At 70.0% G+C, this 13,573-nt stretch carries 12 protein-coding genes and 1 pseudogene; 4 read left to right on the top strand and 9 right to left on the bottom strand.

Going from position 1 to position 13,573, the window contains the following annotated elements; genetic code table 11:
• Positions 1 to 4: 4 nt before the first annotated feature.
• The 4 genes and pseudogenes from IE267_RS26890 to IE267_RS39750 all read right to left on the bottom strand — a co-directional run.
• Entirely contained in the window at positions 5 to 1,480 is a 1,476-nt protein-coding gene (locus tag IE267_RS26890) for an APC family permease (RefSeq protein ID WP_189764997.1), read from the bottom strand.
• Positions 1,420 to 2,277 (bottom strand): HalD/BesD family halogenase, encoded by an 858-nt coding sequence (locus tag IE267_RS26885; RefSeq protein WP_189764996.1) that lies wholly within the window; start codon positions 2,275 to 2,277, stop codon positions 1,420 to 1,422. The genes IE267_RS26890 and IE267_RS26885 overlap by 61 nt, the downstream gene beginning before the upstream one ends.
• Positions 2,278 to 2,650: 373 nt before the next feature.
• Positions 2,651 to 3,307, bottom strand: coding sequence for a maleylpyruvate isomerase N-terminal domain-containing protein (locus IE267_RS26880; RefSeq protein WP_189765152.1), 657 nt, complete (start codon positions 3,305 to 3,307; stop codon positions 2,651 to 2,653).
• Positions 3,308 to 3,418: 111 nt separating this feature from the next.
• Positions 3,419 to 3,883 (bottom strand): annotated as a pseudogene (locus IE267_RS39750) (HIT family protein); the annotation flags it as partial.
• 157 nt (positions 3,884 to 4,040) lie between these two features.
• On the opposite strand from IE267_RS39750, the gene IE267_RS26875 reads away from it, so the two are divergent.
• Entirely contained in the window at positions 4,041 to 4,388 is a 348-nt protein-coding gene (locus IE267_RS26875; protein ID WP_189764995.1) for a VOC family protein, read from the top strand.
• A 4-nt stretch (positions 4,389 to 4,392) separates the two neighbouring features.
• Here the strand turns inward: IE267_RS26875 and IE267_RS26870 are convergent, their stop codons facing one another.
• From IE267_RS26870 to IE267_RS26850, 5 genes are all read right to left on the bottom strand, one after another.
• The gene (locus IE267_RS26870; protein WP_189765151.1) at positions 4,393 to 4,836 is read right to left on the bottom strand and encodes a GNAT family N-acetyltransferase; all 444 of its coding nucleotides are present in this window, start codon (positions 4,834 to 4,836) and stop codon (positions 4,393 to 4,395) included.
• 256 nt (positions 4,837 to 5,092) lie between these two features.
• Positions 5,093 to 6,775: an ABC transporter family substrate-binding protein gene (locus IE267_RS26865; RefSeq protein WP_189764994.1), complete on the bottom strand. Its 1,683-nt coding sequence runs from the start codon at positions 6,773 to 6,775 to the stop codon at positions 5,093 to 5,095.
• A gap of 97 nt (positions 6,776 to 6,872) precedes the next feature.
• Positions 6,873 to 8,957: a dipeptide ABC transporter ATP-binding protein gene (locus IE267_RS26860; RefSeq protein WP_189764993.1), complete on the bottom strand. Its 2,085-nt coding sequence runs from the start codon at positions 8,955 to 8,957 to the stop codon at positions 6,873 to 6,875.
• Positions 8,954 to 9,868, bottom strand: a complete 915-nt coding sequence (locus IE267_RS26855) for an ABC transporter permease (RefSeq protein ID WP_373304599.1) — start codon at positions 9,866 to 9,868, stop codon at positions 8,954 to 8,956. The genes IE267_RS26860 and IE267_RS26855 overlap by 4 nt, the downstream gene beginning before the upstream one ends.
• 43 nt (positions 9,869 to 9,911) lie before the next feature.
• Complete coding sequence (locus IE267_RS26850) at positions 9,912 to 10,895, bottom strand: ABC transporter permease (RefSeq protein WP_167160318.1); 984 nt, start codon at positions 10,893 to 10,895, stop codon at positions 9,912 to 9,914.
• A gap of 321 nt (positions 10,896 to 11,216) precedes the next feature.
• Here IE267_RS26850 and IE267_RS26845 point away from each other — a divergent pair, with 321 nt between their 5' ends.
• The 3 genes from IE267_RS26845 to IE267_RS26835 all read left to right on the top strand — a co-directional run bounded on the left by IE267_RS26845 (position 11,217) and on the right by IE267_RS26835 (position 13,550).
• A complete protein-coding gene (locus IE267_RS26845) occupies positions 11,217 to 11,456 on the top strand; it encodes a type II TA system antitoxin, ParD family (protein WP_161252229.1) in 240 nt (79 codons plus the stop codon).
• The gene (locus tag IE267_RS26840; protein ID WP_161252231.1) at positions 11,456 to 11,830 is read left to right on the top strand and encodes a toxin Doc; all 375 of its coding nucleotides are present in this window, start codon (positions 11,456 to 11,458) and stop codon (positions 11,828 to 11,830) included. Before IE267_RS26845 ends, IE267_RS26840 begins: the two co-directional genes overlap by 1 nt.
• Positions 11,831 to 11,984: 154 nt before the next feature.
• On the top strand, positions 11,985 to 13,550 hold the full coding sequence (locus tag IE267_RS26835) for an oleate hydratase (RefSeq protein WP_189764992.1): 1,566 nt from the start codon (positions 11,985 to 11,987) through the stop codon (positions 13,548 to 13,550).
• The last annotated feature ends 23 nt before the right edge of the window (positions 13,551 to 13,573 follow it).

The raw sequence follows: 13,573 nt of genomic DNA, 5'->3' as shown, positions 1-13,573 counted from the left end.
GGCGTCACCTCTTTCGTCGGTCGGGCGGGTGGTGGTGGGACGGCGTTGCGGTGTCGCGCGCGGGGTACGACGTCGGGTGCGAGGCGGGGTCCCACGCCGTTGCCCCCAGTGGCCCGGTGCGTTCCTGATCGCCCTCGTGCAGGCCCTCGCCCTCATGCAGGCCCTCGTACAGGCCCTCGTGCTTGGGCTCGCCCTCGCGCCGGTCCTTCCGTTCGCGCTCGTGCCGGGAGAGCCACGCTTCGACGAGCATCGCCGCGGCGAGCATGGCGGCCGCGTATCCGACGCTGATGCCCATGAACGGAAGCATCAGCACGGTCACGGCCGTGACCAGACGGATCGTCCAGCGCATCGGCCCGGTGCGTACGAGCCGCATGGCGGACAGGAACGCGAGGAGGAAGACCAGGAGATAGGCCGCGGACGACGCCTTGATGAGGACGGACTCGTTGGAGTCGGTCGCCACCAGCAGGCCGAGGGTCAGGCTGTAGCCCGGTACGAGCGCGAGCACCGCCCGCGACGGTGTTCCGGTGCGGGGCGAGACCCGGCTCAGGCCACGGGGGACGATGCCTTCGCGGGCCAGTGCGAAGACGACCCGGGAGGTGCCCAGGCACCAGGCGTTGGTGGTGAGCACGAGCAGGACGGCCGCCACGAGATAGCCGAGGGTCGAGTGGTCGGCGCCGGTCGCCAGCCTCAACAGGCGGGTGAATCCCGTGAGTTGCTCCTGGGTGCTCTGATCGGCCGGCAGGGTGAGGGCCACCGTGAGCGCCATCGCGAAGTACAGCACTCCCACCACGCAGACGGCCCACAGGATGCCGCGCGGGAAGGTGCGCGCCGGGTCGCGCACCTCCTCCGCGACGGGGGCCGCGTTCTCCCAGCCGATGAACCCGAAGAAACAGATCAGCAGGCAGTCCCCGAGCGCCGACCACCCGTGCGGGGCGAACGGCCCGAGGTTGGCCGTGCCGCCCTGCGGCAGCGCCAGGGTGATGACGGCGCACAGCACCCCGACCACCACCACGAGCACCCCGAGCTGAACGCGGCCGCTGACCTTGAGGCCGAGCAGGTTGAGCGCGATGCAGCCGAGGATGACGAGCGCCCCGGCCGTGAGCGAGGCCCGGTTGGAGGCGCCCGGGGCCAGCGCCGCGAGCAGATAGCGGCCGGCGATCAGGCCCAGTACGGGATTGGCCGCGAGCAGCGTCATCAGGAGGTAGAGGGCGGCGACCCGGCCCGCCCGGCGCCCGAAGGCCACCTCGACGAACTGGGCGACGCCTTTGCTCGTCGGATGCAGCGTCGAGAGCTTGGCGAAGACGAGCGCGAACGGATAGCTGTACACGATCAGGATGCCCCAGGCCAGCAGCGACAGGGGGCCCGCCGTGGTCCACGCCAGGACCGGGATGACGAGCAGGCCGACGCCGAGCACCGAGGTCAGATAGTGGACGACGAGTCCGGGGACTCCGATGTGCCGCCGCAGGGCTTGGGCCGCCACTGGGAACTCTCCTGTTCCGTTCCGCGGGAGGCGGAGTCCCCGACCGGATCCGCCCACAGGGCGTCCATGGTCTCGTGGGACAGGGGCTTGGCGAGGTCACGGCGCGCGGCATACCCCATGTTCACGATGAGGCGCCTGCCGCCGGTCACCGGATACACGCGGTGCAAGGTGGTGTCGGAGCGCAGGAAATAGAGGTCGCCGGGCAGGAGTTCGACGGAGTGAATGGGGCGAGACACGAAGTGCCGGTGCAGTTGCGGGCTTTCCTTGTCCCACTCCGTGCGCGGCACGCACTGGACGAAACCGCCCCGTTCGAGCGGCGGGCAGTCGATCACCCACACGAGGGCGAAACTGTAGTCGTCCCAATGCCAGCCGTGCGTGTCACCGGACTGGGTGAGCTCGGTGATGACGAACTGCTCGGGCGCGTAAGGGCATTCGAGGACTTCCTCGCCCGCGATGACACTCAGCGCCTCGCGCAATCCCGTCGAGGAATACAGCCGGGGAAGGATCCGGCCGTGCTCGGCGATCTCCGCACGGCGTACGTTGTGCATGCGCCGCGGTGTGCCCCCGGTCTCGGCGAACGCGCCGTCCCTGCGCACGGCATGACGGACTATCAGCGACTCGGTCTCCTCCGAGATCAGCTTCTTGACGTCGTGCGGAGCGAGGAATCCTGTCTTCACGAACCCCTGCGTGAGGAATGCGCGTCGCGCCCCGTCGAGGCGGAGCGGTGGTACCTCGTGGACCAGATGGTGTTCCAGGACGTCGACGACGCTGTCGACGCCTTCGCTTTCGTGGATCATGGCAAATCCGTTCCCCGATCTTCCCGGTGTCGCCCTCGGCATCGGGCCCGAAGCGCGCAGGCCGTCCGGGACCTTTGGTCATTTACCAGTGAACAGTGCCGAACTTCGGACATGCCGGTGATGGCGGGTATTCGCGCCACTTGGGTGTGGCTCGGATTCATTCGGCCGCGTGGCCGCTCGGCGGCCCGGCCGGCCGACGCCTTGACAGAGTCGTGTGTTCTGCGGCGAATTCCCTTACACACCGGGGGAATTGGGGCACAGCGGAGCATCCGGGCCCCTACCATTGGCCCGGCGCGTCCCGGCGGGCGATCCGTCGGCTGCGGGGGTGGACGTCCCGGCCGTCGACGACGCCGTGTAGTTGGCGCAGTATGCGTCAGCCGAGGACGAGCGGCAGCCGGGTGGCCAACGCTCCCAGCTCGTCCAGCCGAGCGGGAGTCGGAACCCGGCGGCCGGTGCCGATCAGCAGGACGTCCGTATCGCTGAAGGACGGCGGGAACGCGGCGCCCGCGATCGCCTCGAGGAGGGCACGAGATGCTGCCGCCCCCTCGGCGGGCGGCCCGGCGACGCCCGGGAGGCGGTCGCTGAGGTCGAGGTGGTGCAGGGTCCACTCCAGAACGTACGCGGCGAGGTAGTCGCCCGTGGTGAGGACCTGGTCCTGGGTGCGCACCCGGGTGCCCGGGTCGGCGAGGCGGGCCGCGCGTCCCGCGGCGGAGCCGACGTCTTCGAGGTGGAACTTGAGCAGCTCGGGGTCCTCGTACGCGGCGGCGAGCCGGACGGTCAGCGCGTCCAGCGGGTCGTCGCCGTCCGGCGGCTGGTTTCCCGCCTTCCAGTAGGTCACCGCGTCCACGGTCGGCTCCGCGTCGGCGGGCGTGACGAGGGTGATGAGTACGTCCTGGGCGTCGATGACCAGATGGCACACGAGGTCGCGCACCAGCCAGCCCGCACAGCCGGAAGGCCGCCCGAAGTCCCGCTCGGGAAGCCCGGCGACCACGGCCAGCAGAGCGGCCCAGGAGCGTGTGAAGAGATCCACCCCTGCACGGTAGTGCGGCCCCGGAACGCTGGACAAGCGGAACGCGATGCCCGGCCCTCCCGGCCTGCCCTGCACCGACGGGACGCACTCCCGCGACGCGTCCCGCCCGGTGAGCCGCCCCAGCTCGTCGGAGATCCGCTGCCGCAGGACGTCGTGCCGGGGCGCGAGGGCGTGCCGCTCGTCCCGCCAGTTCTCCCGCGGGTAGAGCCAGACGGGAACGCGCACGAGTTCGGCCGGTTCCCACGCGAAGCGCGGCCACACATGCGCGTGGAGGAATCCGTCGGCGTTGCCGAGGATCTCCAGGTTCACCCGTCGAAGCGCCGGGTCGAGCAGGCGGCAGGCCTGCTCGACGGCTTCGCCGAGCACGTCCATGTCCGCCAGGAAGTCCCGGCGCTTCGCCTTCGGGAGCTCGGAGAGCCGTTGCACCCGGGGATCGTCGACCAGGAGCACTGAGTAGCCCGGCAGGAACTGCACGTCGCCGATCACCGCGAAGCCCGCCCTCAACCGCCGCAGCACGGTGGGGTTTTCGCCGCGCAGAGCGCTCTCGATCCGGTTGGTGCGCCAGTCGCTCGTCATCGCCGAAGCCTAGGTGAAGGGCTCCGGCGATGAGTTTCGGGCCCCGACGGAGTCGGAAGGACTGAACGGCCGGCGCGGGCCGGCACGACCCGTGGTCGAGGCGGCCCGCCGGGTCACCCGCCGTACCCGCCGGACCGCTCCGAACGGAAGGATCGCCATGTCATTCACCCACGTCCTCGCGGTGGCGCCCGTGACCGAGATGGAGGCCGCGGTGGCCTGGTACGAGCGGCTCCTGGGGCGGCCCGCCGACAAGAGGCCGATGCCGGGGCTCGCCGACTGGCACATCGCCCCGTCCGGCTGGGTGTCGGTGTTCCAGGCACCGGAGCACGCGGGGTCGACGCTGCTCAACCTCGCGGTCGACGACCTCGACAAGGTGCTCACGGATCTGGCCGCGCGCGGGATCACCGCCGGGGAGGTCCAGCCGGGCGCCCAGCGGGTGCGGTTCGCCGCCGTCCACGACCCGGACGGCAACCGCGTCACCCTGATCGAGAACCCGGTGTCCTAGGACGTCATCCGGGCAGGCCGGTGCCCGGCGGGCGACGCACCATGAAGACGTCGACGGGGTCCTGCGCCTCCACCGTGAACCCGTGACGCTCGTAGAGCCGCCGGGCGGCGCTGCCGCGCAGGACGTTCAGACGGACGGTCTCCCCGTCGGCGTCGGTCCGCCCGAGCACCGTTCGCAGGACGGCCGACCCGAGGCCGTGGCCCTGTACGGCCGGAGCCAGATAGAAGTGCTCCAGCCACTGGCCCTCTTCGGCCGGGCGCAGGGCCACGCAGCCCGCGAGGACGCCATCGGCCAGTATCACCGAGGTGTGCGGCGGGGAGAACGCGTCCCGGAACCGCTGCCGCACCCGGTGCTCGTCGAACCGGCCCAGTCGCTCCAGGTCCGGCCGCATCACCACGGCCCGCAGCTCGGCGATCGGCTCCACATCGGCCGCTTCCGCCGGACGCATCGACCAGTGCGGAGGCGACTGGACAGGCCCTTCCGGCGGACGTTCCGACGCCGCCCAGGGCACTGCCCGGCCGAGCCGCACGGCATCCGCCCCCGTACTCGTCTTCATGGCCGGAAGTATCTCAACAGCCTGTTGAGGCTCGGCGCGGGGCCCCTTCAGGAGAGATCGGTCCGCCGAGCAGGTCCGTACGGCCGCGACCGCCCCGGATCGGACCTGACGAACCATCAGATCTGATCCGGGGCGCCGGCCGCGTGCGTTACTTCTGCCAGCCGATCGTCTCCGGGAGGGGGCTGTAGAAGATGGTCGCGCCCACGTTGGCCAGGCCCTTCTTCACGCCGTACGTCGAAGGGCCGCTGAACAGTGGCAGGAAGGCGTACTCCTGGAGCGCCTGCTGCTCGACCTTGTTGACCGCCGCGTTCTGCGCGTCGAGGTCGGCTGTCTCGGTGGTCGCGGTGATCTCCTTGTTCAGCTCCGGCGTGCCCGAGCCGGTGATGTTGGAGTCGTGGTCCGAGCAGTAGAAGTCGCACAGGTAGCGGGCGGCGAACGGGTCCATGGAGCGGTTGCCCGACAGGAAGAGGTCGAAGTTGCGCTCGCTGAGGATCTTGGAGAAGTCCGCGTCGTCGGCCTTCTTGATGACGAGGCGGACGCCGATCTGCTTCAGCATCGCGGTCAGCGCGCCGGCCGTCGCCTTGCCCAGCGCGTCGTCGCCGAGCAGCGTGTAACCGACCTCCAGCCTTTTGCCGTCCTTCACGCGCACGCCGTCGCTTCCCGGCTTCCAGCCCGCCGCGTCCAGCGTCTTCCTGGCCTCGTCCGGCGCGTACTTCAGCACCGCCGAGACGTTGTCCTGGTACCCCTTCTGGAAGCTGTGCAGCACGGCGGAACCCGGCAGCGGCTCCTTGTAGTCCAGGCCCTGGAACTGGATCTTCGCGATCTGGGGGCGGTCGACGCTCTCCTGAATGGCCTGGCGGACCGCCTTCTCCGACAGGATCGGAGACTTGGTGTTGAAGTTCAGCGAGTACTCGAAGGGGCTGCCGCCGCTGCGGATCTCCGTGCCGGCCAGGCCCTTGATCTGCTTGAGGCTCTCCGCGTCCACGGCGGACGTGTAGTCGAGCTGGCCGTTCTTGAATGCGTTGACCGCGGCCGCCGACTCCAGGTTGACGTACACGCGCTTGTCGAGCTTGCCCTTCTTGCCCCACCACTTCGGGTTGCGCACGAAGGTGATGTTGCCCGAGTGCTCGTCCCAGGAGCCGACCGTGTACGGGCCCGCGCCCCACTCGGGGTGGGCCCTCTTGACGTACGCCTGGTTGAAGTTGTCGACGGTGGCGGCCTTGGGGTGCAGGAAGGTGGTGAACAGGCTGGACCAGGAGGCGTCCACGCCCTTGAAGGTGAGGACGGCCTGCTTGGCGTCGACGCCCTTCTCGACCGAGGTGATCCCGTCGTAACCGGCCGTCGTGGACGCCGAATAGGCCTTGTCGGAACCGTTGTTGGCCTTCCAGGTGGCCTCAATGGCGGTCCAGTCGATCGGGGTGCCGTCGTTGAAGACGGCCTTCGGGTTGATGGTCAGGACGACCTTCTGGTGGCTGCCCTCGACGGAGACCTTCACATCGCTGTAGTAGTCCGGGTTGTACTGCACCTCGCCCGTCGGCGAGTAGGTGATGGCATCGGCGTTGTACCAGGACCACACCCGCGTCGCGGTGAGCGTCGCGTTCACGTTGAACGGGTTGCCCTGGTCGTCGAAGGTGCCGGCGGTCGTGTAGGTGCCGCCGTCCTTGATGTTGTCGTACGGCTGCGGGTTGTAGTCGGCGACCGACGAGGCCGCCTTGGGGGCGTCCTTGGCGGCCGCGTCCGACGAGCTCTTCCCGGAGGAGGACTGGCACGCGGTGGCTGCGACGGATACGGCGGTGATGAGAGCGATGGGCAGGGCCAGTCTTGAACGCATGACGGGGTGGTTCCTCCGGGTCGGATGACGGTTCGGTTCGGGGGCGCGACGGGCGCGCTTCAGCAGGAGGGGCCCGGGAGTCCGGGGCGGCTCGGGCTCAGGCCGCGTGACAGGCGTACGCGTGGCCGGGCTGTCCGGCCACGACGCTCGGCGCGGGGCGCTCGGTGCGACAGCGCAGCCGTACGTCCTCGCCGGCCAGGCGGTACAGGGGGCAGCGGTCGACGAAGACACAGCCCGCGGGCAGCCGGGCGGCACTCGGCAACTCCCCGCGCAGCACGGTCCGTTCACGGGTGCGCTCGCGCTGCGGGTCAGGCACCGGGATCGCCGAGAGCAGGGCCCGGGTGTACGGGTGCTTCGGGTCGGCGAAGATCGCCTCGGTGTCGCCGGTCTCGACGATGTGGCCCAGGTACATCACCGCGATGCGGTCCGAGATGTACCGCACGACGGCCAGGTCGTGGGCCACCACCAGGTAGGCGAGGCCGAGTTCGCGCTTGAGGCGGGCCAGCAGGTTGATCACCCCGGCCTGCACCGACACGTCCAGGGCCGAGAGGGGTTCGTCGAGTGCGAGGAGCTTGGGCTCGGTCGCCAACGCCCGTGCGATGCCCACGCGTTGGCGCTGCCCGCCGGACAGGGTGGCAGGGAAGCGGTCGCCCACGGAGGCGTCGAGGCCGACCAGCGTCAGCAACTCGTGGACGCGTGTGCGGATCGCGTCCCGGTCCCGGCCGATGGCCTGCAGCGGTTCGGCGAGCAGTTGGAAGACGGGGAGCCGCGGGTCGAGCGCGCCCAGCGGGTCCTGCATGACGATCTGTACGTTCTGCCGCAACTCCCGCACATCGGCAGCGGATCGGGCGGTACCCACCTCGGTGCCGGCGATCTCGATCCGGCCGCCTTCGGGCCGCCTGAGCCGCAGCACTTCGAGCAGCGTCGTGGTCTTGCCGCTGCCCGATTCGCCCACCAGGCCGAGGGTCTCGCCCGCGCGCAGTTCGAAGCCGACCCCGTTCACGGCGTGCAGCGTGCCGACGCGGCGCTTGAGAAGAGCCCCCTTGGTGATGGGGAAGGTCTTCACGAGGTCCTCGACGCGCAGCACGACTTCCCCGGCTCCGGTACGCACCGGCCCCGGGTGCTCGTCGGCGGCGCCCTCCGGCCCGGCGGGGTCGAGCGTGCCGTCGGCCACCTCGTCCGCGCGCAGGCAGGCCACGTGTCCGTGCCCGGTGACCTCGCGCAGGGCGGGTTCCTCGGCACGGCAGGCGTCGAGGGCGACGGCGCAGCGGCTCGCGAAGGGGCAGCCCGCCGGGAGGTCCGCCGGGGTGGGCGGCTCCCCGCCGATCGCGACGAGCGGGCGGTGCACACCGCTGTCCACCGTCGGGACGGCGGCGAGCAGCCGCGCGGTGTACGGCATCGTGGGGCGGCGGAACAACTGGTCGACGCCCGCGCGCTCCACGAAGCGGCCCGCGTACATGACGGCGACGTCGTCGGCGTACCCGGCGACCACCCCCAGGTCGTGGGTGATGAGGACCAGGCCCGCGCCCGTCTCCCGCTGTGCGAGGCGCAGCACGTCGAGGATCTGCGCCTGCACGGTGACGTCGAGCGCGGTGGTGGGCTCGTCGGCCACGAGCACGGACGGCTTGTTGGCGATCGCCATCGCGATGACGACCCGCTGGCGCATGCCGCCGGAGAACTCGTGCGGGAAGGACTTGGCCCGCTCGCGCGGATCGGGGATGCCGACGAGGTCGAGCAGTTCGACGGCCTGTTCCCAGGCCGCCTGCTTCGTCAGGTCCTGATGGACCCGCAGGGCGTCGCGGAGCAGCCGGCCCACCGAGTAGATCGGGGTGAGCGCGGAGAGCGGGTCCTGGAAGACCATGCCGATGCCGTTGCCCCGTACGCCGGACAGCTCCTTGTCGCCGAGGCCGACCAGGTCGCGTCCGCCGAGCAGCACCTCGCCGCTCACCGTGGCGGACGGCGGCAGCAGGCCCATGATGCCCATGGCCGTGGCCGACTTTCCCGAGCCGGACTCGCCGACGATGCCGAGGGTCCGCCCGGGTTGCAGGTCGAAGCCGACTCCGCGCACCGCCTCGACGGGGCCCGCCTCGGAAGGGAAGGAGATCCACAGGTCCCGTACGGACAGGACGGGGGTGGCGTCGGCGGGGGCCGCCGGGTCGGTGAGAGTGGTCGTGAGGGTCATCGTCGGCCTCCTGCCGCGCCGGTCACGGACGTGGGGTCGAGGGCGTCGCGCAGCCCGTCGCCGATGAACGTCATCGACACGGTGAGCAGCACGACCAGACCCGCGGGGAAGGCGAACAGCCAGGGCGCGCTGGTGACCGTCCCCGCGCCGTCGGCGAGCATGGTGCCGAGCGACACGTCCGGGGTCTGCACGCCGAACCCGAGGAACGACAGCGCCGTTTCGCTCAGCACGGTCGCGACCACGCCCAGCGTCAGGTTCACGATCAGGAGCGATCCGAGGTTCGGAATGATGTGGCGCACGATGATGCGCAGCGGGCGTACGCCCATGAACTCGGCCGCGGTCACGTAGTCGCGTTCGCGCAGCGACGTCGACACCGACCAGATCACCCGGGCCGTGGACATCCAGCCGAATGCGGTGAGCACCACGATGAGGACCCGCCAGTCACCTGCCAGGCGGTGGGAGACCAGGGCGAGAATGAGGAACGAGGGGACGATCAGGAGGAAGTGGATGACCGCGAGGGTCGCCTTCTCGACCCGGCCGCCGAAGTACGCGGCGCCCGAGCCGATGACCGCCGCCAGGACGAGGGTCAGGACGGAGACGCTCAGCGCGATCGCCAGCGATCGCTGGAGCCCGTGCACGGCCGAGGCGTAGATGTCGTTGCCGCCCTGGTTGGTGCCGAACCAGTGGGCCGAGCTGGGGGGTTGGGTGAGCGCGGCGAAGTCGGCGTCGGAGTAGCTGTAGCCGGTGAACACATCGCCGAACGCGCTGAACAGCACGAGCAGCAGGAAGATCGCCACTCCCACGACGGCCAGGCGGTTGCGCAGGAACCGCCGGAGATAGAGCCGGCCGAGGCCGAGGCGCCGCTTGTCGCGCGGTATGGGGAGCAGTGCGGCCTCGGGCACCTGGCCCAGAGGAGAGGGGGTGGGGGCGCCGGTCGCCAGATCTGATGTCACGTCAACTCACCCGCACCCGGGGGTCGAGGAAGACCGTGGCGATGTCCGCGAGGATCGCGCCTATCGCGGTCAGGGCCGCGGCGAAGGCGGCCGTCGCGACCGTGCCGTGCACGTCGTTCTTGCTGATGGTCTGCACGAAATAGCGGCCCATGCCGTTCCAGCCGAAGATGGTCTCCGTGATGATGGCGCCGGTGAAGATGGCGGGCACACTGAACGCCACGGACGTCGCCGTCGGGATGAGTGCCGTGCGCAGGGCGTGCCGGCGGATCGCCTGGGCCCGGGTGAGCCCGGTGGCCTGTGCGGTGCGGACGAAGTCGGCGTTGATGGTGTCGAGCAGCAGCGAGCGCTGCGTGAGGTGATAGCCGACGTATCCCATCAGGGTCAGCGTGAGCGTGGGCAGGATCAGGTGCAGCAGGCGGTCGCCGATCGTCGGCAACAGGCCGTGCACATCGGGGGAGTTCTCGCCGGCCACGTACAGGAAGTGCAGCCCCGCGTGCTGGTTCAGCCAGATGGCGACGAAGACCACGGCGAGCGCGGCGACGGAGGTCGGGATGTTGAACACGACGATGGACACGGCCTGCGAGACGCGGTCGGCCCAGCCGTACTGCCGGGACGCGGTGTGGACGCCGAGTGCGACGCCGACCACGACGGACAGGACCGTGGCGAGGACGACCAGCTCGGCGCTGACCAGGGACCGGTAGCCGATCTCCCCGTTCACGGAGACACCGGTGGGGGACTTGCCCCAGTCGAACCGCAGGACCACCGAGGTGAGCCAGTCCCACCAGCGGTCCACCAGCGGCACGCGCGGGTCGAGGTTGTACGGCGCGAGCGCCACGTCTATCTGCGCCTCGCTGCGCACGGGCCGCAGGCCCTGGTAGTTGGACCGGGGGTCGAGGAACCAACTGGCAAGGAAATAGGTCGCGTTGGTCGCGACCGCGATCATCAGGAGCCAGCCGGCCGCCTTGCGGGTCACATGGCGCAGCATGCCCGCCACCTCCTCACCGGACGAGAGGAGTGCGCCGCCGGGGCGCGGGAGCGGAGGGAGGTGGACATGTGCCGTGGAGCCTTCTGGGGGAAACGGAACGTGAGTTACCGGGGTGCGGTGTGATCACTTTGGTCCGTGTCCGGCGTTCGGCGCCAGGATGTGGCCGGTGCTGCCACGAGGCCGAAACACCACCGCAGCAAACCGTCCGGAATCAACCGTTTCGTTCGGAAGCGCTCCATGCTCGCGTTACGTTCCCGCGCGACCGGAGAGGGCTGCCCGCGGCCGCTGGCCGTGCAGGTACCAAGTAGGTACCATGGCGTCATGCCGTCCTTGAACATCACCTTCACCGACGAGGAACTCGAAGCGGTCCGGGCAGCAGCCGCCGCCGACGGGAAGTCGCTGAAGCAGTACGTCCACGATCTGCCGCTGCGCGAACAGCAGCGTCTCCAGTTCGTCCGGTACGCCCTGTCCTGGGGCGAACAGCAGCGCGCCGAGTTCGACGAGGCCTTCCCGGACGAGGCGCCGCCACGCTCCCGCCGCGAGGGGGCGGACGCCGCCTGATGGTCCTCTACATCGACGTCCCGTGGCTCCTGGACGTCCAGGAGCAGGCCGTCCCCGAAGACGTCAGCGTCGCCGACTACTCCGCTCTCGTCGCGGCCGTGGCCCGGCACAAGACCCGCATCCCCCGCCCCGCGACCGCCGACCCGGAACCGTCCTGGCGTGCGGCGGCCCTGCTGGACACCCTGGTCCGCCTGCAGCCGCTGCCGCACCGCAACAGCCTGTTCGCCTGCCAGGTGACGGCCGCCTACATGTACGCCTCGGGCGAGGGCATCGACCCGCCGTACGGCGCGATGGTCGACCTCGTACGCGACATACAGGCGGGCAAGGTGAACGTCTACCAGGCCGCCGACCGCATCCGGGGCTGGCGCATCTGAGCGGGCGGAACGGGCCCGCACGCCGTCAGGGGGGTGAGGAGTCCACCCGGGTGCGGGTCCGCATGCACGCGCTCATACGGCGCGTTCCGCCCATGGCGCCTATCGTCGAGAGCCCGGTTCCGGGGGGCGAAGCCCTGGCGGAGGAGTGCGGATCGTGGCGAAGGCGTACCTGGTGGGCAGTGGAATCGCAGGGCTCGCGGCTGCGGCGTTCCTGATCCGGGACGGCGGGTTCGCCGGGCCCGACATCATTCTTCTGGAGGAACAGGACCGTGAGGGCGGAAGTCTCGACGCGGCCGGTTCGCCGGAGACCGGGTACACCATGCGCGGCGGCCGGATGTTCGAGGTGCACTTCGACTGCACCTACGACCTGCTGAGCTCGATCCCCTCGCTCGACGACCCGTCGAAGTCGGTCACCGAGGACACCTTCGCCTTCCACGACGACTTCGCGTGGGACGACCACGCCCGTCTGGTCGACGCGACGGGCAAGGTGATCGCCGCGCACTCGATGGGGTTCTCCGAGCGCGACCGGCTGGAGCTGGTCAAGTGTGTGGCCACCCCGGAGCGGCAGCTCGACGGCAAGCGCATCACGGACTGCTTCAGCCCCGAGTTCTTCACCACCAACTTCTGGTGGATGTGGTGCACCACGTTCGCCTTCGAACCGTGGCACAGCGCCATCGAGTTCCGCCGCTACCTGAACCGCTTCGTGCACCTCTTCAAGACGTTCGACAGCATGTCCGGCATCTACCGGACCCGGTTCAACCAGTTCGACTCGATCGTCCGGCCCCTGCTGAAGTGGCTGACCGACCAGGGTGTGACCCTGCAGCTCGACACCCGGGTCACCGATGTGCGCCTGGCCGAGGGCGACGCGCTCACCGCCACCGGGCTGACCTGGACCAGGGGTGGCAGGAGCGAGGAGATCGCACTCGCCCCGGGCGACCTCGTCATGGTCACCAACGGGTCGATGACGGCCGGCTCGACCCTGGGGTCCACCGACACCGTCCCCGTCCTCGACACCGCCGGCTCCAGCGGGTCCTGGAAGCTGTGGGAGACCCTCGCCGCCAAGCGGCCCGGCCTGGGCAACCCGTCGGTGTTCGACACCTCCGTACCTGACTCCACCTGGGAGTCGTTCACGGTCACCACCAAGGACCCCACCTTCTTCAAGCTGATGGAGGAGTTCAGCGGCAGCGAGGCGGGCAAGGGCGGCCTGATCACCTTCAAGGACTCCAACTGGCTGCTGACCATCGTCCTCAACCACCAGCCGCACTTCCGCGAGCAGCCCGAGGACACCTTCGTCTGGTGGGGCTACGCCCTCTTCCCCGACAAGGAGGGCGACTTCGTCAAGAAGCCGATGGCCCAGTGCACCGGCGCGGAAATCCTGGACGAGGTGCTCCAGCACCTCCGCTTCGAGCAGGGCCCGCAGATCCTGGAGAACTCGATCGTGATCCCGGCCCTGATGCCGTATATCACCAGCCAGTTCCTCGTCCGCAGCCATGGCGACCGCCCCGAGGTCGTCCCGGACGGGTCCACCAACCTGGCGTTCATCGGCCAGTACGCCGAGGTCCCCGAGGACGTGGTGTTCACCGTCGAGTACTCGGTACGCACGGCCTGGACGGCGGTGGCCGGGCTCCTGCACCTCGACAGGCAGCCGCCGCCGGTCTACAAGGGCCGGCACAACCCCAAGGTGCTCGTGGAGGCACTGGAGACGCTGCACCGGCGGTGACCCGTGGCCCACGTAGGCTCGGG

The organism is Streptomyces xanthochromogenes, assembly GCF_014650455.1.
GTDB classification, from domain to species: domain Bacteria; phylum Actinomycetota; class Actinomycetes; order Streptomycetales; family Streptomycetaceae; genus Streptomyces; species Streptomyces xanthochromogenes.
The sequence above is the reverse complement of the archived record's forward strand: the minus strand, read 5'-3'. Positions and strand labels throughout refer to the sequence as shown.